The 20,671-nt window shown below is 73.4% G+C and carries 21 protein-coding genes and 1 pseudogene; 10 read left to right on the forward strand and 12 right to left on the reverse strand.

Annotation, left to right across the window (positions count from 1 at the left end; translation table 11 throughout):
* Positions 1 to 90 precede the first annotated feature (90 nt).
* Both KYT88_RS02680 and KYT88_RS02685 read left to right on the forward strand, forming a co-directional pair.
* Positions 91 to 660, forward strand: a pseudogene (locus KYT88_RS02680) (ABC transporter ATP-binding protein); the annotation flags it as partial.
* Positions 657 to 2,195 carry a hypothetical protein gene (locus KYT88_RS02685; protein WP_043585315.1) on the forward strand — a complete coding sequence of 513 codons (1,539 nt, stop codon included), beginning with the start codon at positions 657 to 659 and terminating at the stop codon, positions 2,193 to 2,195. The pseudogene KYT88_RS02680 and the gene KYT88_RS02685, both read left to right, overlap by 4 nt.
* On the opposite strand, the gene KYT88_RS02690 is transcribed toward KYT88_RS02685, so the two are convergent.
* From KYT88_RS02690 to aspS, 8 genes are all read right to left on the reverse strand, one after another.
* Complete coding sequence (locus KYT88_RS02690) at positions 2,192 to 2,830, reverse strand: DUF6518 family protein (RefSeq protein WP_043585826.1); 639 nt, start codon at positions 2,828 to 2,830, stop codon at positions 2,192 to 2,194. The two genes, KYT88_RS02685 and KYT88_RS02690, sit on opposite strands and share 4 nt — an antisense overlap.
* Positions 2,831 to 2,909: 79 nt before the next feature.
* Positions 2,910 to 3,125, reverse strand: coding sequence for a hypothetical protein (locus KYT88_RS02695; RefSeq protein WP_043585313.1), 216 nt, complete (start codon positions 3,123 to 3,125; stop codon positions 2,910 to 2,912).
* A gap of 82 nt (positions 3,126 to 3,207) precedes the next feature.
* Entirely contained in the window at positions 3,208 to 3,540 is a 333-nt protein-coding gene (locus tag KYT88_RS02700; RefSeq protein ID WP_043585311.1) for a DUF7882 family protein, read from the reverse strand.
* Between the two features lie 177 nt (positions 3,541 to 3,717).
* Entirely contained in the window at positions 3,718 to 4,263 is a 546-nt protein-coding gene (locus tag KYT88_RS02705; RefSeq protein WP_043585309.1) for an AAA family ATPase, read from the reverse strand.
* A gap of 41 nt (positions 4,264 to 4,304) precedes the next feature.
* The gene (locus KYT88_RS02710; RefSeq protein ID WP_043585308.1) at positions 4,305 to 4,988 is read right to left on the reverse strand and encodes an NAD(P)H-dependent oxidoreductase; all 684 of its coding nucleotides are present in this window, start codon (positions 4,986 to 4,988) and stop codon (positions 4,305 to 4,307) included.
* Positions 4,989 to 5,040: 52 nt separating this feature from the next.
* Positions 5,041 to 5,373 carry an ArsR/SmtB family transcription factor gene (locus KYT88_RS02715; RefSeq protein ID WP_043585306.1) on the reverse strand — a complete coding sequence of 111 codons (333 nt, stop codon included), beginning with the start codon at positions 5,371 to 5,373 and terminating at the stop codon, positions 5,041 to 5,043.
* 28 nt (positions 5,374 to 5,401) lie between these two features.
* Positions 5,402 to 6,625 (reverse strand): LCP family protein, encoded by a 1,224-nt coding sequence (locus KYT88_RS02720; RefSeq protein WP_043585304.1) that lies wholly within the window; start codon positions 6,623 to 6,625, stop codon positions 5,402 to 5,404.
* A 182-nt stretch (positions 6,626 to 6,807) separates the two neighbouring features.
* Positions 6,808 to 8,118: an aspartate--tRNA(Asn) ligase gene (aspS, locus tag KYT88_RS02725; RefSeq protein WP_043585302.1), complete on the reverse strand. Its 1,311-nt coding sequence runs from the start codon at positions 8,116 to 8,118 to the stop codon at positions 6,808 to 6,810.
* Between the two features lie 112 nt (positions 8,119 to 8,230).
* Here aspS and KYT88_RS02730 point away from each other — a divergent pair, with 112 nt between their 5' ends.
* Genes KYT88_RS02730 through KYT88_RS02740 form a run of 3 tightly spaced genes read left to right on the forward strand, consistent with a single transcriptional unit; the run spans position 8,231 to position 10,589 of the window.
* Positions 8,231 to 9,058: a LamB/YcsF family protein gene (locus tag KYT88_RS02730; protein WP_043585300.1), complete on the forward strand. Its 828-nt coding sequence runs from the start codon at positions 8,231 to 8,233 to the stop codon at positions 9,056 to 9,058.
* The gene (locus KYT88_RS02735) at positions 9,055 to 9,675 is read left to right on the forward strand and encodes a 5-oxoprolinase subunit B family protein (protein WP_043585298.1); all 621 of its coding nucleotides are present in this window, start codon (positions 9,055 to 9,057) and stop codon (positions 9,673 to 9,675) included. Before KYT88_RS02730 ends, KYT88_RS02735 begins: the two co-directional genes overlap by 4 nt.
* Positions 9,672 to 10,589, forward strand: a complete 918-nt coding sequence (locus KYT88_RS02740; protein ID WP_043585296.1) for a 5-oxoprolinase subunit C family protein — start codon at positions 9,672 to 9,674, stop codon at positions 10,587 to 10,589. The genes KYT88_RS02735 and KYT88_RS02740 overlap by 4 nt, the downstream gene beginning before the upstream one ends.
* Before the next feature lie 52 nt (positions 10,590 to 10,641).
* Here the strand turns inward: KYT88_RS02740 and KYT88_RS02745 are convergent, their stop codons facing one another.
* From KYT88_RS02745 to KYT88_RS02760, 4 genes are all read right to left on the reverse strand, one after another.
* A complete protein-coding gene (locus tag KYT88_RS02745) occupies positions 10,642 to 11,478 on the reverse strand; it encodes a DUF2510 domain-containing protein (RefSeq protein ID WP_043585293.1) in 837 nt (278 codons plus the stop codon).
* Between the two features lie 119 nt (positions 11,479 to 11,597).
* Positions 11,598 to 14,087 carry an excinuclease ABC subunit UvrA gene (locus KYT88_RS02750; RefSeq protein WP_043585291.1) on the reverse strand — a complete coding sequence of 830 codons (2,490 nt, stop codon included), beginning with the start codon at positions 14,085 to 14,087 and terminating at the stop codon, positions 11,598 to 11,600.
* A gap of 109 nt (positions 14,088 to 14,196) precedes the next feature.
* Positions 14,197 to 14,409 (reverse strand): hypothetical protein, encoded by a 213-nt coding sequence (locus KYT88_RS02755; RefSeq protein WP_043585824.1) that lies wholly within the window; start codon positions 14,407 to 14,409, stop codon positions 14,197 to 14,199.
* A 234-nt stretch (positions 14,410 to 14,643) separates the two neighbouring features.
* Entirely contained in the window at positions 14,644 to 15,687 is a 1,044-nt protein-coding gene (locus KYT88_RS02760) for a sigma-70 family RNA polymerase sigma factor (RefSeq protein WP_043585288.1), read from the reverse strand.
* Positions 15,688 to 16,002: 315 nt separating this feature from the next.
* On the opposite strand from KYT88_RS02760, the gene KYT88_RS02765 reads away from it, so the two are divergent.
* Genes KYT88_RS02765 through ccsB form a run of 5 tightly spaced genes read left to right on the forward strand, consistent with a single transcriptional unit; the run spans position 16,003 to position 20,648 of the window.
* Positions 16,003 to 16,647, forward strand: a complete 645-nt coding sequence (locus KYT88_RS02765; protein WP_011931788.1) for a histidine phosphatase family protein — start codon at positions 16,003 to 16,005, stop codon at positions 16,645 to 16,647.
* On the forward strand, positions 16,647 to 17,255 hold the full coding sequence (locus KYT88_RS02770; protein WP_043585822.1) for a TlpA family protein disulfide reductase: 609 nt from the start codon (positions 16,647 to 16,649) through the stop codon (positions 17,253 to 17,255). Before KYT88_RS02765 ends, KYT88_RS02770 begins: the two co-directional genes overlap by 1 nt.
* The gene (locus KYT88_RS02775) at positions 17,256 to 17,996 is read left to right on the forward strand and encodes a cytochrome c biogenesis CcdA family protein (protein WP_043585286.1); all 741 of its coding nucleotides are present in this window, start codon (positions 17,256 to 17,258) and stop codon (positions 17,994 to 17,996) included.
* Positions 17,980 to 19,626, forward strand: a complete 1,647-nt coding sequence (gene resB / locus KYT88_RS02780; protein ID WP_043585284.1) for a cytochrome c biogenesis protein ResB — start codon at positions 17,980 to 17,982, stop codon at positions 19,624 to 19,626. Before KYT88_RS02775 ends, resB begins: the two co-directional genes overlap by 17 nt.
* Complete coding sequence (ccsB, locus tag KYT88_RS02785; RefSeq protein ID WP_081840919.1) at positions 19,623 to 20,648, forward strand: c-type cytochrome biogenesis protein CcsB; 1,026 nt, start codon at positions 19,623 to 19,625, stop codon at positions 20,646 to 20,648. The genes resB and ccsB overlap by 4 nt, the downstream gene beginning before the upstream one ends.
* The last annotated feature ends 23 nt before the right edge of the window (positions 20,649 to 20,671 follow it).

Below are 20,671 nucleotides of genomic sequence, written 5' to 3' on the forward strand. Positions count from 1 at the left end.
GTGCGAGAGGATGGCCAGATGGGGAATGCGGTCGACGTCGAGCGGGTGTCGGTGGTCGTCGACGGGATCCCGCTGCTGCGGCCGACCGACCTCGCGGTCGCCGCGGGCGAGGCTGTCGCGGTCACAGGGCCGAACGGCGCCGGGAAGACGACCCTGCTGCGAGTCGTCGCCGGGCTCACCCGGCCGAGCACGGGATCCGTGCGCGTCGGCGGCCGGCCCGTCGACGAGCGCGACCCGGCGTTCCGGTGCGCGGTGTCGGGATCCATCGGCCACCCGCCCGTGGCGCGCGACCTGACCCTCGCGGAGCACCTCGCCGTGATCGCCGCGACCTGGGGCATGGACGCGGGGGAGGCCCGCGACCGGGCGGCGGCGCACCTCGAGCGGTGGCGGCTCGCGCCCCTCGCGCGGCGGTTCCCGCACGAGCTGTCCAGCGGGCAGTCGCAGCTGGCGGCCCTCGCGATGGCGACCGTCCGTCCCTACGACGTGCTGCTCCTCGACGAACCCGAGCAGCGGCTCGACCCCGACCGGCTGCAGCTGGTGATCGGGATCCTCCGCGCCGAGCTCGACGCCGGCCGCACGGTCGTGCTCGCGACGCACAGCCCGGTGCTCCGCGACGCGGTGACCCACCGGGCGATCGCGCTCGTCGGCGACGCCGCGTGAACACCAGGCAGGTCCTCCGCACGGTCACGTCGCTCCGGCTCGAGCGCGGCGGGGCCACGCCGATGGACCTCGCGTACGCCGTGTACGCGGGCGTGCTCACGGTGCTGATCGTCGGGATCCCGGTGCTGCGTGCCATCGTGCTGGAGCTCGCGGAGCCGGCGGCGGCGGCGGCGCTCCGCGCGCACGGGGCGACCGCGGCCGCGGCGGTGGCGGGCCTCGCCGCCACGGCGCTCCTCGTCGCCGGCGGCGCGCGCGGCCCCGCGCTGCTGTCCCCTTTCCTCACCGCCGCGCTCGCGGGCAGCGGGCTGCCGCGCGCGGCCGTGCTCGGGCGCCCGTTCGCCCTCTCCGCGCTCGGTCTCTCCGCGATCTCCGGGCTCGTGGCCCTGGTGCCCGGGATCGCGCTGCTGGTCGTGGGCGACGGGGATCCAGGGCCCGTCGCCGCCTGGGTGGCGGGCGGCGCGCTGGTCGGCGTGATCCTCGCGGGCTCCTGGCTCGCGGGTCAGCGGCTGGGCGCGGGCGGGCGGGCCGTCGGGGGAGCCGTGCTGCTCGCATCCACCGCGCTCGCGGTGCTCGTGCCGACGGCGGTCGTGCCGTGGGCGGCCGTGGGCATGATCTTCCCCGGCGCGCGCACGGGCGGCGACGCGTGGTCGCCGGCCGCCGACGTCGGGACGGCATTCGGGGTGCTCACCGCGCTGGCGCTCGCCGTGATCGCGGCCGTGCCGTCGGTCCTCCGCAGCCTCCGCGGATCCGAGCTGCTCGCCCAGGCGCAGCGCTGGCAGGCGGCGACGACCCTCGCGATCACGGGCGACCTCGCGATGGCGGCGGGCGGGTTCCGGCCCGTCCCGCGGATCGGGCGGGGCTGGGGAGCCGTGCGCGGCCGCTCGTCTGCGGCCCTCATCCTGCGGCGCGACCTCGTCGGCGCGCTCCGCACACCCGTCCGCGCGGCGTCCGCGTGCCTCGGGCTCGCGGCGTCCGGCGTCCTGCTCGCGGTGGCGCTCGACGGCGACGGCACGGGGCGGGTGATCGCCGCGGTCGGCGCAGCGCTCGTCGGGTTCCTCGCGCTGGGCGTCGGGGCGGACGGCTTCCGGCATGTCGTCGACGTCGCCTCCGCGCCGCCGCTCTACGGCATCCCGACCGGGCGCCTGCTCCTCCTCCACGCCGTGCTCCCGTCGACGGCCGGGGTCGCCTGCGCGCTCGCGGGGGCGGGGATCGCCGTGGCCGGCGGCGCGGATGCCGTCGCCCTCGTCGTCGCCCCGGCCGTCGTGCTGCTTCTCGTCGTGGTCCGCGCGTTCGACGCCGCGAAGGGCCCCTTGCCGCTCTCCGTCATGGCGCCCGTGGTCACGCCGGCGGGCGATGCGTCCGGGCTCGTGATCGCCGCGTGGCAGGCCGACGCGCTCCTGCTGGCCGGCGGATCCACGCTCGGGGTCGTTTCCGCGGCCGCGGCCGTCGGCCCGCTCGGGGTCGCGCTCGTGCTGCCGCTGGGTCTCGGGGTGGCCCTCCGCACGCGGGGGCGGATCGCGGCCACGCGGGGCTAGGAGCGGGCGACCCGGCCCTGCGCGTCGTCGGCCGGTCGCCGCCCGCGCAGCACCGCGGCGGCGAGGAAGCCCGTCGCCAGGACGATCTCGAGGGTCCAGTAGACCGGGCTGGTGGTCTCGGCGACGACCGTGAGGCCGTGGATCCCCTCGGCGACGAGCACGGCGCTGAGCACCGCGACACCGGCGATCGTCCATCGGCGCGACGCGTGCCGCACGAGGGCAGCCGCGAGGCCGATGAACGGGCCGGCGACGAGGCCGATCGGGATCCACATGGACGAGAGCGGGTCCGCGAGGAAGAACCCGCGCCACAGGCTGACGACGCCGTAGGCCTCCACCATCGCGACGAAGGAGACCGCGCCGAGCACGGCGCCGAGGAGCGGCCGCGCGCGGGAGAGCCACACCCCGAGGAAGGCGAGCATGCTCCAGCCGCCGGCCGAGTTGGCGAGCGAGCTCATCCACGAGGGGAGGAACCCCTGCGCGGGGCTGGTGAGGCCGCCCACGACGAGGCTGAAGACGAGGACGACGACCGTGGCGCGGAACGCGGCCAGCAGGGTCGCGCTCATCGGCCGCCGCGAGGACGAGCGGGGTGGTCGGGCGGCGGCGGGGCGTGCGGGGGACGCGTCGGGTCGGGTCATGGCCTCACCCTCGCAGCGGTCCAGGGTCGGGTCGTCGGCCGAGCGGGCCATCCGCGTACGCACCGGGATGCAGACGGGGTCAGCCGCGCGGCCGGGCCTCGTCGAGGATCCGCACGGCCTCGTCGGCAGGGACGGTCCACGTGATGGTCGCCGTCACGCGCGCGACGCTGTCGTCGGAGACGCTGGTGCTCGCGAAGTCGACCTGCACGTCGCGCACCTCCCGGCCGAGGACGGTCGCGGACTCGGCGGCGGCGATGATCGCGTCGTCGTCGTAGGGCAGGTTCGTGAGGGCCATGGGCGTCCTTGGGGTGCGAGGCGGGCGTGGTCGGGGGATGGGAGCAGGCGCGGGCGGACGCCCGTCGTCCAGGCGCACGGCGTCAGTCGGCGGGCGGCTCGGCGCGCGCGGCGGAGCCGTAGGGCGGCTCCGGCACCAGGTGCAGCCCGGATCCGGTGTTCGCGCTGTCCATGAGCAGGTCCACCCAGGCGGGGTTGATGGCGGGGACCCGGCTGCCCGAGAACCGGAAGTGCAGCGGGAGCTCGGGGGCGACCCACACCGTGCTGCGCCCGTCGCCCTCCGACGCCGGGTACTTCCACGAGAACGCGAAGCTCTCCCGGCGGCGGAGCTTGTTCAGCATCACGATCTGCAGGTGCGCGAGCGCGCGGTCGTCGATGGTGGTGCGGGTGGTGCTGTCGAAGATCAGCTGGCCCATGCCCTGCCCTCCTCCGTGTCCCGTCCTGGGTCCCCGTCGAGGGCGCGGATCCTGCGGATCCCGCAGCGCCGACGTCTCGGCGACCCGCGGGTGAGGGCATCGAGTGATGATGCAGACATTACGGCAACAGAGGAAACACGGACCCGCCGGGCGGGCGACCGGTCGCCGGGCGGATGCCTACCGAGCGCCCGCGTCGAACCAGGCGAGCGCGGCGCGCGCGACCTGCCGCGGGGTGCGGTCGTCGGTCGCGATCGTCGTCCCGTCGAGGCCGGACGCCCCGAGCCGCGCGGCGAGATCCGCGTGGCGGGCCAGGTGCCAGTCGCGCGCGGCACGCCGGTCGTCGTCGTAGCGGGAGCGCAGGCGCGCCTCGACGACCACGGGCGACGCGGTCAGCAGCACGCACCGCACGTCGATCCCGAGGGCATCGCGGTACCGGTCGAGGTCGGCGCGCTCCGCGACCACCCCGCTGACCACGAGCTGCCGCGGCCCCGCCTCCTGGAACAGCGCCCACGTGGCGGCCATGGCCCGCGCCTCGATGACGACGTTGTCCGGATCCCACGACGCGGGCGGCCACGACCGGTGGAACCAGTCCACGTCCATCAGGCTGAACGGCCGCTCGGCCTCGGCGAGCAGGTCGCCGACGCGCTCGAGCACGGCGCTCTTGCCGACGCCGTACGTGCCGTTGAGGAGGAGGGCGGGTGGTGATGCGGCGTCGACGGGCATGCGTCGATCCTGCCCGTGCCGGCGAGCGGGGACGGCCGGCATCAGGTCGTCAGCTGCAGGACGCGCCGGGCCGCGATGGAGTCGAACGCCGCGTGCACCTCCCGCAGCGCGGTATCCCGCGCGGAGTCGTCGAGGCGGGCGGGGCCGTGCGTCACGACGGGCTCGAGGACGTCGTACCCCACGAAGCGCAGGGTGCCGTGGTGGAGCGGGAACAGCAGCGCCTCGAGGTCGCCGAACCGCGATCCGGCCCCGAACGACTCCGGCGAGCCTCCCGTCGTCATGAGGAGCACGGCGCGTCGCCCGGCGAGGGCCGCCTCGTCGAACAGGCCGTGGTCGCCGCCGAAGACCGCGCCCATGACGAGGACGCGGTCCAGCCAGCCCTTGAGGATCGCCGGGACGGAGAACCACCAGAGCGGGAACGAGAGCACGAGCAGGTCGGCCGCGAGCAGCGCGTCGAGCTGCCGGGCGACCGCGGGCTCGACCAGGCCGTCGCGGACGGCGGCCATCTGCTCGGCCTGCGGCTTGAAGTGCCCGCTCGCGGCGGGGAAGCGGGCCCGCGAGAGCACCGGATCCCATCCGGCCTCGTGCAGGTCGACGACCGTGACCTCGACGCCGCGGGAAGCGAGCGCGCGTTCCGCCTCCCGCATCTGCGCCGTGGCGAAGGACAGGGGCTCGGGATGCGCGTGCACGATCAGGGCGGTGCGCGGTGCGTCTCTCGTGGTCATGGGACCACCGTATCGACATATCGAGGATTTGCGATGTGTGAGGTCGAGCGCGTCAGATGACGTCGCCGAGCCCGCCCACGAGCTCGGCGATGCGCTCCTCGTCCCGCCGGTAGTGCGTGTACTTGCCGATGCGGCTCGAGGTCACGAGCCCCGCGCCCTCGAGCGCGGCCATGTACGAGGAGACCGTCGACTGCGCGAGGCCCGACTTGAGCTGGATGTGGGTGACGCAGACGCCGTGCTCCCGCCGGTCGGCGATGGGTTCGTAGTCGGCGAACTCGCCCTCGGGATCGCGCAGCCACCGCATGATGCGCAGGCGCACCGGGTTCGCGAGGACCTTGAACACCTCGACGGCATCGTCGTCGGCTTCGGGACGGTAGCGGGGCACGCTCCATCCTCTCCTGCCGGATGCGCCGCTACCGCGCGTTCGAGCAGGTCTCGGCCGCGGCCGTCTGCCCCGTCGCGTTCGACGGCAGCACGGCGGCGGGCGACGGATCCGCGGACGGGGTCCCGGGATCCGCCTGCGCGGCGTCCGCAGGCGGGGCCTCGACACCCGCGCCCGTGCTGTCGGGCGCGAGCGAGAAGTCCGCGTCGTCCGCGATGAGCTGCATCATCCGCGTGCCGCCGTCGACGTCCTGCGCTACCCGGCCGCTCTCGAGCCGGGTGCTCGGGTACTGCACGAACACGAACCTGTCGAGCGGGATCCCCTTCAGCGTCAGCGCGAGGGAGGCGATCGCGGTCGGGTCGTCGAGGGACGTCGAGAGGCTCATGTTCTCGACGGCCGCGCGCGCGATGCCGTAGAGCTTCGCGGGGTTGGTGAGCGTGTCGGTGCTGGTGATCGTCCGGACCAGCGCGCTGAGGAACACCTGCTGGTTGCTGATGCGGTCGATGTCGCTGTGGTCGCCGATGCCGTAGCGGGTGCGGAGGAACTGCACGGCGGTCTCGCCCTGCAGCACCTGCGGGCCGGCGCCCAGGTCCAGATCGGTCCTCTTGTCTTTGATCGGGTTCGCCAGGCAGACGGTGACGCCGCCCACGGCGTTCGACATGGCGACGACGCCGTTGAACTGGACGACGCCGCCGTAGGGGATGTCGAGTCCCGTGATGGACTCCACCGTGCGCACGACGCAGTCCAGCCCGCCCTTCGACAGCGCCGAGTTCATCTCCGCACCGCTATCGGCGGCTCCTCCCGGCGAGGTGCCGGATGCGGGGCACGCCGGGCGATCGATCAGCATGTCGCGGGGGAACGACACGACGGTGGCGCGCGAGTGGTCCTTGCTGATGTGCAGGAGCATCGTCACGTCGTTGTTGTTCGCCCCTCCGACCTTCCTCAGGTCGCCGTACCCGTCCCCCTGGTCCTTCCGGCTGTCGCTGCCGACCAGCAGGATGTTCGCCCCGCCGTCGATCCCCCCGATGGACGGCGGCGGCGCCTTCCCGTCCGAGATGTCGACCGAGTTCGCCTGCACCGTGCGCGCCAGGTCCCATGCGGCGAACGCGGCGACGGATCCCGTGCTCGCGATCACCACGGCCGTCACCGCGGCGAGGGCCTTCACCGCGGTGCGCACGCCGCTCGGCCTCCGCAGCCGGCCGTGCCGGGCGATGCCGTGCGCGAGGCGCCGGTCGGGTCGCGTCTCGTCGGACATGCGGGCTCCTCGGCGTGGGGCAGGGGCCGTCCGGGTCGGATCGGCGGTGCCTGCCACCATACGGACGTGGCGGCGCGAGCGGTTCCCCCGAGCGATGTAGATCCGCACCCCCGAACCGGGCCGCCGACGCGGAACGGCCCGACCCCCTGCGCGGGGATCGGGCCGTCCGGATGGAGCGGGACCTACGGGGCGAGCCGGTTCGGCCCGCGGAAGAGGTAGGTGACCTCACGCAGGTTCGACTGGTGCAGCAGGAGCATCAGCACGCGGTTGAGGCCCATGCCGAACCCGCCGTGCGGCGGCACGCCGTAGCGGAAGAAGTCGAGGTACGAGCCGAGCTCCTCGGGGTCGAGGCCCTTCTCTCGGGCCTGCGCCTCGAGCACGTCGACGCGGTGCTCGCGCTGCGCGCCCGTGGTGATCTCGACGCCGTTCCAGATGAGGTCGTAGCTGTTCGTGATCGTCGGGTCCTCGGCGTTCCTCATGTGGTAGAACGGCCGGATCGTCGACGGGTAGTCGGTGAGGAACACGAACTCGTGGCCGGACTCCTCCATCACGTGCGCCGCGATCTGGCGCTCGCCCTCGGGGTCGAGGTCGTCGTCGGCGCGGTCGATCACGTGGCCGCGCTTCGCGACGATGTCCTTGGCCTCGAGCAGCGGGATCCGCGGGAACGGGATGCTCGGCACGGTCACCTCCACGTCGAACAGCTCGCGGATCTCGTCGCCGTGCTTCTCCTTCACCGCGGTGAGCGCGGCGACGATGAGCTCCTCCTGGAGGCGGGCGACGTCCTCGTGGCTCTCGACCCAGCTGATCTCCGCGTCCACCGAGGTGAACTCGGTCGCGTGGCGCGAGGTGAAGGAGGGGTCGGCGCGGAACGCCGGGCCGACCTCGAACATCTTGCCGAAGCCCGCGGACTGCGCCATCTGCTTGAAGAACTGCGGGCTCTGCGCGAGGTACGCGACGCCGTCGAAGTAGTCGACCTTGAACAGCTCGGCGTTCGACTCGGAGGGCGTGGCCATGAGCTTGGGGGAGAAGACCTCGATGAAGTCGTGCTCGACCCAGTAGGTGCGCAGCGCGTGGACCAGCGTGGTCTGCACGCGGAAGATGAGCGAGTTGCGCGGCGCGCGCAGGTCGATGAAGCGCCAGTCGAGGCGCTTGTCGATGGAGGAGTCGGCCGCGATGGGCGTCTCCGGGATGGCCGCGGCCGCGACCTCGATGCCGGACAGGCCGATCTCCAGGCCGCCGAGCTTCACGCGCTCGTCGTGCTTGAGCGTGCCGGTGGCGGTGAGGAAGGTGCCCGCCGCGAGGCCCGAGATGGTGTCGGCGGTCGCGTCCTCGTCACCCTGGCGCTTGTAGGTGAGCTGCACCGCGCCGGACTCGTCGCGGAGGATCACGAACTGGATCTTCTTCTGATCCCGGACGGTCTCGACCCAGCCGGAGACGGCCACGTCCCCGTCGTCGAGGGCGGCCAGGTTCTTGATGAGAGTTCGGGTGGTCACGGTCGTCGAGTCTATCCGCGCCGCTGTCGGGCCGGTCGCCCCGCGGGCCGCTTAGCCTGGTGGGGACGGCCTCGCGGCGAGCGGTGGCCGCGCCCGGTGCAGGGGAGACGCCATGCAGATCGACCTCAACAGCGACCTGGCCGAGTCCTTCGGCCGCTGGACCCTCGGCGACGACGACGCGATGCTCGACGTCGTCTCGAGCGCCAACGTGGCCTGCGGCTTCCACGCGGGGGATCCGCTCGTGATGCTGCACGCGCTCGAGCGCGCGGCGCGGAACGGCGTCGCGGTCGGCGCGCACGTCGCCTACCGCGACCTCCAGGGCTTCGGGCGCCGCGACCTCGACGCATCGCCCGCCGAGCTCACGGGCGACGTGCTCTACCAGCTGGCGGCGATCTCCGGCATGGCCCGTACCGTCGGCGCCCGCGTCTCCTACATCAAGCCGCACGGCGCGCTCTACAACCGCATCGCGCACGATCCCGTGCAGGCGCAGGCCGTGGTGGACGCGGTCGTGGCGCTGGATCCGACGCTGCCGGTGCTGGGGCTGCCGGGCTCCGAGATCCTCCGGCTCGCGGCGGCGGCGGGCCTGCCGACGCGCGTCGAGGCGTTCACCGACCGCGCGTACACGTCCGAGGGCGCCCTCGTGTCGCGGCGGCAGGAGGGCGCGGTGATCCACGACCCGGCCGAGGTCGCGGCCCGCTCCGTGCGCATGGCGACGGAGGGCACGGTCGTCGCGATCGACGGATCCGTCGTGCGGCTCGACCCCGACTCCCTCTGCCTGCACAGCGACACCCCAGGAGCCGTGGGGCTGGCCCGCGCGGTGCGCGACGCGCTCGAGGCGGCGGGCGTCGAGATCCGGCCGGTGCCGGACGCGACGGGCGCCGACGCGGCATCCTTCCCGGAGCACCGCGTCCTCCCCGCCCGCGACCGGCGCGCCCTGTGACCCTCCGGCCCCTGCCGTGCGGCGACGCCGCCGTCATGCTCGACCTCGACTCGCTCGACGAGGTGCTCCGCCTGCAGCCGGTCCTCGACGCGACGCGACCGCGCGGCGTCGTCGACATCGTGCCGGGCGCGCGCAGCATCCTCGTCACGGTGGATCCGCACGTGCTCCCGCTCGCCGCCGCCCGCTCCTGGGCGCTCGCCGCGCGTCCTGCCGACGAGGCCGGCGCCCGCGGCGGCGCGCCCGTCGAGATCGACGTGGTCTACGACGGCGAGGACCTCGCCGACGTGGCCGTGCTCCTCGGCATCGGCGTGCGCGAGGTCGTGGAGCGGCACACCTCCGGCACCTGGACGGTCGCGTTCGGCGGCTTCGCCCCCGGCTTTGGCTACCTCGCGGGCGTCCCCGGCCTCGAGGTGCCGCGCCGCACGTCGCCGCGGCCACGGGTCCCGGCCGGCGCCGTCGCGCTCGCGGGCGAGTTCAGCGGGATCTACCCGCGCGTCTCGCCGGGCGGCTGGCAGCTCATCGGCACGACGCGGGCGGTGCTGTGGGATCCGGGGCGCGAGCCGGCGGCGCTGCTGCAGCCCGGATCCGCCGTGCGCTTCCGCGAGGTCGACGCGTGAGCGGCGCGGCCGCCCCTCGCCGCGGACGCCGTGCCGAGGCGACCGCCGCGGCCGGCCTCGTCGTCGAGCGCACCGGCCCGCTCATGCTGGTGCAGGATGAGGGCCGACCCGGCCACGGCGGCATCGGCGTCTCGCCGTCCGGCGCCCTGGATCCGCGTGCCCTCGCCGACGCGAACCTCCTCGTCGGCAACGAACAGGGCGCGGCGGGCCTCGAGATCGTGCTCGGCGGCGCGGTGCTCCGCGCGACCGCCGCCGTGTTGGTCGCCGTGACGGGCGCGGTCGGACCGCTCGTGCGCACGGTGGGCCGGAGGTCGCGGCCCGCGCCGTACGCCGCCGCCGTGCTGCTCGACGCCGGTGACGCGCTCGAGATCGGCGCGGCCGTCGCCGGGATCCGCTGGTACGTCGCGGTGCGCGGCGGGATCGACGTCGCGCCCGTCCTCGGCTCGCGCGCCACCGACCTGCTCTCCCGCGTGGGACCCGCGCCCGTCGCGGTCGGCGACGTGCTGCCCGTCGGATCCGCGCCCGCTCGGCCCGTGCCGCCGGTGGACTCGCTCGCCGTCTCCGCGCCCGCGGAGGGCGAGGTGCTCCTCCGCGCGACGCCGGGCCCGCGCCTCGACTGGTTCGTCGAAGGATCCTGGGCCGCCCTCCTCGACCGCGCGTGGGAGGTGACGGCCGAGGCCGACCGGGTGGGCGTCCGCCTCGACGGCGCACCGCTCGAGCGGCGGATCCCCGGCGAGCTCCCCAGCGAGGGCGTCGTCACGGGCGCGCTCCAGGTGCCGCCATCGGGCCGGCCGATCCTGTTCCTCGCCGACCACCCGATGACGGGCGGCTACCCGGTGATCGGCGTGGTCGCGCGCGATGACGTGCGGCTGGCCGCGCAGCTGCGCCCCGGCCAGCGCATCCGCTTCGTCTGAGCGGACGCGCCGACCGGGGCGCGGGACGTACGGCGGGCAGGCCGCCTGCGGATCAGAAGCCGCGGGTGCCGTACATCTGCATCGTCGAGGAGACGAGCTCGAAGCCCTTGACGAGCGAGACGAACACCATGATGACGTTCAAGCCGATCCACAGCCAGACGGGCGAGAGCGCGGAGGCCGGCGACCCCTCGATACGGCGGCGGACGACGATCGACCGGCCGATGAGGTAGACACCCCCGGCCACGGGGATGAAGGCCCACGCCCAGTGGAACGGGCGCACGATTCCGCGGCGCAGGAGCGTGCGCCAGTCGAAGTACGCGAGCACGACGGTCCCGGCGTACACGAGGAACTGGACGAGGTTGGTGAGCGCGGACGCGATCGCGACGTCGGCCCGAGGTCCTCGCGGGCCCATGTCGAGGAAGCTCCGGTAGTCGAGGCTCACGGCGATGATGACCGAGATGACGGGCAGGGCAGCGAGGGCCCAGACCTGCCAGGTGAACGGCGACGTGCCGGCCGCCACTGTGGGAGGCGGGGTCGGGGTCGGGTACCCGGCCTGCGCGTACGGCTGCTGGGAGTAGGGCTGCTGCGAATACGGCTGCTGCGCGTACGGCTGCCCGGGCGCCTGCTGTCCGTACGCGGGCGGCACCGCGGCGGGGGTGGCGTGAGCCTCCGGGGCGACGTGGCCGGACGCCGGAGCGGCAGCGTGCTGCTCGGCGGATCCGTGCGCGTCACCCTGCTGCCCCGCGGGCGTCGTCGCGGCGCTCGCCGCCGGCGCGTCCGTCAGGTGGTCGGTCCAGCGCGTGCCGTCCCACCAGCGCAGGCGGTCGGATCCCGCGGGGTCCGCGTACCAGCCCGCGGGCGTGGAGGGTGTACCGGTCGAGTCAGTCACGAGGTGCTCCTAGGAAGAGGTGCCGGATGCCGATGGGCGTCGCACGCGCCGGGGCGCGACCGCCAAGAGGTCACACTACCCACGTCGCGCTGGGCCCGCGCCGTCCCGGGCGCCCGGCCTCACGAGGCGTCGAGCCGCCGCGCGAGGTACGGCGCCGTGCGGCTGCCGGCGGTGTCGGCGACCTCGCGCGGGGTGCCCTGCGCGACGATCCGCCCGCCCTGGTCGCCGCCGGACGGGCCCAGGTCGATCACCCGGTCGGCGTCCGCCACCACGTCCATCTCGTGCTCCACCACGACGACCGTGTTGCCCGCGTCCACGAGCCCCTGCAGCTGGCGGAGGAGGAGCACGACGTCCGCCGGGTGGAGGCCCGTCGTCGGCTCGTCGAGCAGGTAGAGGGTGTGGCCGCGCGGGGCCCGCTGCAGCTCGGTGGCCAGCTTGATCCGCTGCGCCTCTCCGCCCGACAGCTCGGTCGCCGGCTGGCCGAGCCGCAGGTAGCCGAGCCCGACGTCGCGGAGCGTCGCGAGGGCGCGCGCGGCGAGCGGCACGTCCTGGAGGAAGCCGTGCGCCTCGTCCACCGTCATCGCCAGCACGTCGGCGATCGACCGACCGTGGTACTCGATCTCGAGCGTCCCGGGCTCGTACCTCGCGCCGTGGCAGGTGGGGCACGGTCCGTAGGAGCCCGGGAGGAAGAGGAGCTCGACGGTCACGGATCCCTCGCCCTGGCAGGTCTCGCAGCGCCCGCCCGCGACGTTGAAGGAGAACCGCCCGGCGCCGTAGCCGCGGGCGCGCGCCTCGTCGGTGGCGGCATAGGTGCGGCGGACGGCGTCGAAGAGGCCCGTGTAGGTCGCGAGCGTCGAGCGCGGCGTGCGGCCGATGGGGCGCTGGTCCACGGACACGAGCCGGTCCACCGCCTCGGCGCCCTCGACACGTGCGATGCGGGCGGGCCCCGACGCGTCGTCGACCTCGTCCGCCTCATCCGCCTGCTCGATCACCACGCGGTCGGGCGCGAGCGAGGCCCGCAGCAGGTCCGGCAGCACGCGGCTGACGAGCGTCGACTTGCCGGATCCGGAGACGCCCGTCACCGCGACCATCACGCCGAGCGGGATCTCCACGTCGAGGTCCACGAGGTTGTGCAGCGTCACTCCCGTCGCCCGGATGGTCCCGGTCGGCGTCCGCGGCGTGCGCTCCGCCCGGGCCGGCGCGAGGTCGGGGAACAGGTGCGGCCGGGTCGCCGAGGCCTCCACCTCGCGGAGCCCGTCGACGGGACCGCTGTAGACGACGGATCCGCCCGCCTGCCCCGCGCCCGGCCCCACGTCCACGATCCAGTCGGACCGCCGCACGACGTCCATGTCGTGCTCGACCACGAACACCGAGTTGCCGGAGTCGCGCAGCTGCTCGAGCACCTCGAGCAGCGGCTCGGCGTCGGCCGGGTGCAGCCCCGCCGACGGCTCGTCGAGCACGTAGACCACGCCGAAGAGCCCCGACCGCAGCTGCGTCGCGAGCCGGAGCCGCTGCATCTCGCCGGGCGACAGCGTCGTGGTGACGCGGCCGAGGCTGAGGTAGCCGAGCCCGAGGTCCACCAGCACGGCGAGGCGCGCGACGAGGTCGGTCGTGATCGTCACGGCCACGTCGCCCATGCCGTCGGCCGGCGCGATGGCCGTGGCGAGGTCCGCGAGCGTCAGCGCGTTGAGCTGCTGGATGCTGCGGCCCGCGAAGGTCACCGCAAGCGCCTCGGGCGTCAGCCCGCTGCCGCCGCACCGCTCGCACGTGCCCGAGACCATGTGCGCGAGCGCCGCCTCCCGGAGCCGGGGGCTCGCCGAGTCGGCGAGCGTGTGCAGCACGTAGGAGCGCGCGCTCCAGAACCGCCCGTTGTAGGGCTTCGCCACCCGGTCGCGCTGCGGCGTGATCTGCACCACCGGCTGCTCCTCCGTGAAGAGGATCCAGTCCCGTGCCTCCCGCGGCAGCTCCCGCCACGGCACGTCCACGTCGTACCCGAGCGCGATGACGATGTCGCGCAGGTTCTTGCCCTGCCATGCGCCCGGCCACGCGGCGATGGCGCCCTCGCGGATCGTGAGGGACGGATCCGGCACGAGCGAGCCCTCGGTCACGGTGTGCGCGACGCCGAGGCCGTGGCACACCGGGCAGGCACCCGCGGCGGTGTTGGGGGAGAACGCGTCGGAGTCGAGCCTGCCCTGGCCCGCGGGGTAGGTGCCGGCCCGCGACATCAGCATCCGCAGCGAGTTGGACAGCGTGGTCACGGTGCCGACGGTCGAGCGCGTGCTCGGCGCACCGCGTCGCTGCTGCAGCGCGACGGCGGGCGGCAGCCCGGTGATGCTCTCGACGTGCGGCGTCTGCTCCTGCCGGATCAGCCGGCGCGCGTAGGGCGCGACCGACTCGAAGAACCGGCGCTGGGCCTCGGCGTAGACGGTGCCGAACGCGAGCGACGACTTGCCGGATCCCGAGACGCCCGTGAAGGCGACGATCCGGTCGCGCGGGATGTCGACGTCCACGTCGCGCAGCGTGTTCTCGGACGCACCCCGCACGCGGACGAAGCCGTCGGAGCGGTCGTCGGGGGATGCTGCGGTCGGGCGGATCTCGGAGGAAGGCACCTGCTCGACCCTAGGCCTGCGCACGCGGCATCGTCGATCCGGTGCGTGCGCACCCGCGAGGTGCTACGGGTCACGGGCGGGTGGGCGCCTCGCCCGCCCGCGGGCCGGATCAGCCGAGCGCGGCGCGCGCCTCCTGGAGCGTGGGGAAGTCCCCGACGTCGCGGCCGAGGCGGTCGGTGACATGGAAGCCCGCGCCCCACCTCTCCTCGCTCATGCCGGCGAACTCGTCGCCGCGTCGGGCGACCCAGAGCCCCGCCGCGACGGGGGACCAGCTGATCCCGGGGATGTCGGTCTTACCGGGTGCGGTCTGCGTGAGAGCCATCGCTCCCCTTCTCCGCGGCTCGTCGTCGAGCCGCGTGCTGTCGCCGTCGTCGTGGATGCGCGTCGTCGGCGTCTCTCGGATGGTGGACCTCGACTGTATGCGCACTAATGACTAGTGGACACCCTTCTGAGGGGATCCGCAGATTCACGAGATCCGTCCGCGCGTCAGGCGACCCGCGCGCACGACGGAGGGCCGCCCGCGCGTGGCGGACGGCCCTCGACGGATGCGGCGGGATCAGCCGCGGATGTACGTCTCCAGCTCCGGGATGCGGAGCTTCGCGAGCACCTTCTTCTCGATCTGGCGCACGCGCTCGCGCGTCACGCCGAGCTGCTGGCTCACGAAGGCGAGCGAGCGCGGCTCGAGACCAGCCAGTCCGAAGCGCATCCGCACGACCTCGGCGTCGCGCTCGGCGAGCCCGTCGATGAGGCGCGTGACGTGCGCAGCCATGAGCTGCTGCGTCACCACGTCGATGGGCTGCGTGACGTCCGCGTCCTCGATGAGGTCGGCCATCTCGGTGTCGCCGTCGCCTCCGCTGCCGCCCACCAGGACCTGCAGCGACATGGGCTCCTGCGCGCGGTCGAGCAGGTAGCGCACCTTGGTGACGGGCGTGTCCGACTCGCGTGCGATCTCCTCCATGGAGGGGTCGCGGCCGAGCTCCACGGCGAGCTCGCGCTGCACTGCGTTGATGCGGTTGATGTGCTCGACGGTGTGCACGGGGATGCGGATGGTGCGGCTCGTGTCGGCCATGCCGCGCGTGATCGACTGCTTGATCCACCACGACGCGTAGGTCGAGAACTTGAAGCCGGCCTGGTAGTCGAACTTCTCGACGGCGCGGACGAGGCCCATGTTCCCCTCCTGGATGAGGTCCAGGAACGGCAGGCCGCGGCCCGTGTAGCGCTTGGCGATGCTGACGACGAGCCGCAGGTTGGCGTTCACGAGGTGCTGCTTGGCGCGCATCCCGTCCTGGGCGAGCGTCTGGTACTCCCGGCGCTCCGCGGGCGTGAGGTCGGTGCGCGTGTCGAGCACCTCCTGCGACAGGACGCCCACCTCGATGCGACGGGCGACGCTCACCTCCAGCTCGGCGGTGAGCAGCGGCACGCGGCCGATCTGGCGCAGGTAGTCCTTGACGGCGTCGGTGCTGGCGCCCGGGGTGACGAGCGAGGGCTCGGGGAGGTCGGAGTCCGCGTACGGATCGACGGGGCTGACGGACTCGACCTGGTCGAGCGCGGTGTCGGTGGTGGTGTCTGCGGCCGTGGGCCGGGTCGGTGTCATCGTCATGGTGCCCGTTCCTTCCGTGCCGTCGCGGACGGCATCGTCATGCGGGCCCGCGTCCGTTCGACGGGGGTCTCTGCGGGGTCCCGTGCTCCACGGGGCTCCCGCCCGAGACCGGATCACGGCCTCGAGCGCCTAACTTAGCGCGCGATTCCTTTGGGGCCCAAACGTTCGTATACGCACGTAACATCCGGTCGGCACCGGTCCCGAGAGGCCGGCCCCCACCGGTGCACCCGATCGTATTGGGGACGAATGATTAGCGCAGGGGGTTGCGCCCGATCCTCGGCGGTTGTACATCTCCTCGCCACCTACACTTGACGGGTGGTCGCCTCACGAATCCATCTCGTCCGTCACGGCGAGGTGCACAACCCGCACGGAGTCCTCTACGGACGGATCCCGGGGTACGGCCTCTCCGAGCTCGGCCACCGCATGGCGGACGCCGCGGCGCGCGCGCTCGAGGAGGAGGGCGCTCCGGTCAACCGCGTCATCGCCTCCCCTCTGCAGCGCGCGCAGGAGTCCGCCGCCCCGTGGGCCGAGCGCTTCGCCCTCGAGGTCGCCACCGACGAGCGCGTCATCGAGCCCACCAACCGCTTCGAGGGATCCAAGTTCCCCTCGCCCGCGCGCATCGCGCGCTCGCCGCGCCTCTGGCCGCTGGTCGTCGATCCGGTGAAGCCCAGCTGGGGCGAGTCCTACCGCTCCATCGCCGCGCGCATGGCGGAGGCCGTGAAGGCCGCGTATCGCTCCGTGCCCGACGGCGACGTCGTCATCGTGAGCCACCAGCTGCCCATCTGGATGGTGCACCTCTCCCTCGCGGGCGAGCGCCTCTTCCACGACCCGCGCCAGCGCCGCTGCGCCCTGTCGAGCATCACCACGGTCGAGCGCGTCGGCGACCGCTTCGTCGAGACGGGCTACATCGACGCGGCCGCGGGGCTCGCCGCGGACGCCGTCGATCAGGGGGCGGTGTGATGCCCGGCGTCAGCCGTCGCAGCATCCTCGCCGCCGCCGCGTCCTCCGTGCTGGCCGCTGTCGCCCTCTCGGGCTGCACCGAGGATCCGCTGGCCGCCGAGTTCAAGGCCGGCGACAACAAGCGATACATCGCCGGCGACGGCACGTTCACCGAGATCCCGCTCGCCGAGCGCGCGGCCCCCGTCGACTTCTCCGGCACGCTGTCGGACGGCACGGAGATCACCTCCGCCGACTACCGGGGATCCGTCACGGTCCTCAACTTCTGGTACGCCGAGTGCCCGCCCTGCCGTCTCGAGGCGAAGGACCTGCAGGCCGCGAGCGAGGAGCACGCGGCGGACGGCGTGAAGTTCCTCGGCGTCAACACCCGCGACCAGCGCCCGAACGTCGACTCCTTCGACAAGACGTACGGCATCACCTACCCGTCCGTCCTCGACGTCGAGGACACCTCCATGCAGCTCGCGTTCGCCGGCACCATCGCGCCGAACGCCGTGCCCGCCACCCTCGTGCTCGACCGCCAGGGGCGGGTCGCGTCGCGCGTGCTCGGGAAGATCGACCCCGGGGTGCTCCGCACGCTGGTCAAGGACACCGTCGCCGAGGCGGCGGGGTAGGTGGACCAGATCCAGAGCGTCCTCTCCGGCCAGCTCCTCGTCGCGGTGCCGCTCGCGCTGCTCGCGGGCCTGGTCTCGTTCGCGTCGCCCTGCGTGCTGCCGCTCGTGCCCGGCTACCTCGGGTACATCGGCGGCATGGCGGAGGCCAAGGGCGGATCCGCGACGCGTCGTCGCCTGCTCCTCGGCACGGCGCTGTTCGTGCTCGGCTTCTCGGCGGTGTTCATCGTGACGACGCTCGTCTCCGCCACGGCCGGGTTCTGGCTCATGCGCTGGCAGGACGTCATCACGCGGATCCTCGGGGTCGTCCTCATCGTGATGGGCCTCGTCTTCTCGGGCCGGCTCGGGTTCCTGCAGCGGCAGGTGAAGAGCTCGTGGCGCCCGGCGACCGGGCTCGCGGGCGCTCCGCTGCTCGGGATCGTGTTCGGCGTCGGCTGGGCTCCCTGCATCGGCCCGACCCTCGCCGTCGTCATCTCCATGAGCCTCACCTCGGCCGACGCGGGCCGCGGCGTGCTGCTCGGCGTCGCCTACTGCATCGGGCTCGGCGTGCCGTTCCTCCTCGTGGCCCTCGGCCTCGGCTGGATGACGCGCACCGTCGGGTTCCTCCGCCGCCACATCCGCACCGTCAATCTCGTCGGGGGAGCGCTCCTGGTCGTCACCGGCGTGCTCATGGTCTCCGGACTCTGGTCGGCGTGGATGCTCCAGCTCCAGGGGGTGATCGCCACGTATGTCCCGGCCATCTGACCACGTCGACTCCCCGCGGCAGGCGCCGCGCGAGGGTGCGCCCATCACGCAGCCGAAGCTCGGCTTCCTCGGCACGCTGCGCTGGTTCTGGCGGCAGCTCACGAGCATGCGCACGGCGCTGTTCCTGCTGCTGCTGCTCGCGTTCGCGGCGATCCCCGGATCCCTCGTGCCGCAGCGCAGCTCCGACCCGAACGGCGTCACGCAGTTCCGCGCCGACAACCCGGACCTCTACCCGGTCCTCGACAAGCTCCAGGTGTTCGACACCTACAGCTCGGTGTGGTTCTCCTCCATCTACCTGCTGCTGTTCATCAGCCTCATCGGCTGCGTCGTGCCGCGCGCCAAGCACCACTTCGACGCGCTCCGCCAGGCGCCGCCCAAGACGCCGGCCCGGCTCTCCCGCCTCGCCGGGTACACGACGCGCACCACCACCGCGGATCCGGTCGACGCCATCCGCCAGGCCCGCGCGCTGCTCAAGCGCCAGCGGTACCGCACGGTCCTCGTCGACGACGCGTCGGCCGCGGGCGGCGTGCTCTCGGTCTCGGCCGAGCGCGGCTACCTGCGCGAGACCGGCAACCTCGTCTTCCACTCGGCGCTCGTCGGGATCCTCATCACCGTCGGCATCGGCGGCGGCTTCGGCTACTCCGGGCAGAAGGTGCTCGTGGAGGGCCAGTCGTTCGTCAACACGCTCTCGACGTTCGACTCGTTCAACCCGGGCCGCTTCTTCGACGACTCGTCTCTCACCCCGTACCGGGTCAAGCTCGACGCGCTGCACGTGCAGTACGAGCAGCAGAACCCGAACGCCATCGGCCAGCCGCTCGACTTCACGGCCGACGTGACGGCGGACGTGCCCGGCGGCCAGCCGCAGGACCGCGAGGTCAAGGTCAACGACCCGCTCGCCATCGGCGGCACCGACATGTACCTGCTCGGCAACGGCTACGCGCCGCACGTGACGGTGCGGGATCCCGCGGGCACCGTCGTCTACAGCGCCGACGTGCCGTTCCTCCCGCAGGACGCGAAGCTCACCTCGCTCGGCGTGGTCAAGGTGCCGGACGGCCTCCGCGAGCAGGTCGGCATGCTGGGGTTCTTCTACCCGACGCAGGGCGCGGAGAAGGCGCCGTTCTTCTCCTCCTACCCGGACCTCGACAACCCGCTGCTGACGCTCAACGTCTACACGGGGGACCTCGGAATCGACGGCGGCGTGCCCACCTCGGTGTACACGCTCGACACGGGGAACCTGACGCAGCTCACCGGCGGCAAGACCGGCGTGCAGTCCATCGAGCTCGCCCCCGGCCAGACGATGGACCTGCCCGACGGGCTCGGCAGCGTGAGCCTCGATGCCGTGCCGCGCTTCGTCTCGTTCGACGTGCACCACGACCCGACGCAGCGCTGGGTGCTGCTGTTCGCGATCCTCATCCTCGGCGGTCTCCTCACATCGCTCTTCGTGCCGCGCCGGCGCGTGTGGGTGAAGGCGGTCCCGCAGGCAGACGGATCCACGACCCTCGAGTACGCGGGGCTCGCCCGCGGCGAGGACCCCACGCTGGAGGCCGCCGTCGCGGCCCTGGCGGACAAGCACGCGGCCGGCCTCGCGCCGGGCGCGGTGTCAGATGCAGAAGTTAGGCTCCACTCGTGAACACGGCCATGCTCGACGACGTCTCCCTCATCGCGCTCCTCGTCGCGATGGGGCTCTACGCGGCCGCGTTCATCGCGTTCGCCCTCGACCTCGCGCGGCGGTCCGCGCTCGTGGCGGACGCGGCCACCGCCGCGGCACGCCAGCCCTCCGCGGTCGGCGCCACAGCGGCCCGCCGCGGCGGCACCGCCACCATGGAGCGCGAGCCCGCGTCGTCGGGTCGCGACGGCGTCGCCTCCGGGCCGGACGCGCCCGTCGCCGCCGGCCGCTCGCTCAGCCTCAACGTGGCCATGGTGCTGCTCGTCGTCGGATTCGTCGCCCACGCCGTCGCCACCGTGCTCCGGGGCCTCGCCGCATCGCGCGTGCCGTGGGCCAACATGTACGAGTTCGCCATGACGGGCACGCTGCTCATCCTCAGCGTCTACCTCATCGTGCTCACGCGCCGCGACCTGCGCTTCCTCGGCACCTTCGTCACCGGGCTCATCCTCATCCTGCTGGGCATCGCCGTGGTCCAGTACCGCGTCGAGGTGGCGCCGCTGCCGCCGTCGCTGCAGTCGTACTGGCTCGTGATCCACGTCTTCGTGGCGGCGCTCGGCACGGGCTTCTTCGCCCTCGCCTTCGCGCTGTCCGGCGTGCAGCTGCTGCAATTCCGGCGCGAGTCGCTCGCCGCCGACGCCCAGGCCGCGAAGATGCGCTTCCTCGCCACGCTGCCCGACTCCGTCACGCTCGAGTCGATGGCGTACCGCCTCAACATCGTGGGCTTCATCTTCTGGACCTTCACGCTCATGGCCGGCGCCATCTGGGCCGAGCGCGCGTGGGGACGCTACTGGGGGTGGGACACCAAGGAGGTCTGGACCTTCATCATCTGGGTGCTCTACGCCGGGTACATCCACGCGCGGGCCACGCGCGGCTGGCGCGGATCGCGGTCGGCGTGGCTGGCCATCATCGGATTCTCCGCCGTCATGTTCAACTTCGGCGTCGTGAACGTGTTCTTCAAGGGCCTGCACACCTACAGCGGTCTGTAGGCCGCGCTCGGCCGGCTGACGTC

It is taken from the genome of Clavibacter sp. A6099, assembly GCF_021919125.1.
GTDB classification, from domain to species: Bacteria; Actinomycetota; Actinomycetes; order Actinomycetales; family Microbacteriaceae; genus Clavibacter; species Clavibacter seminis.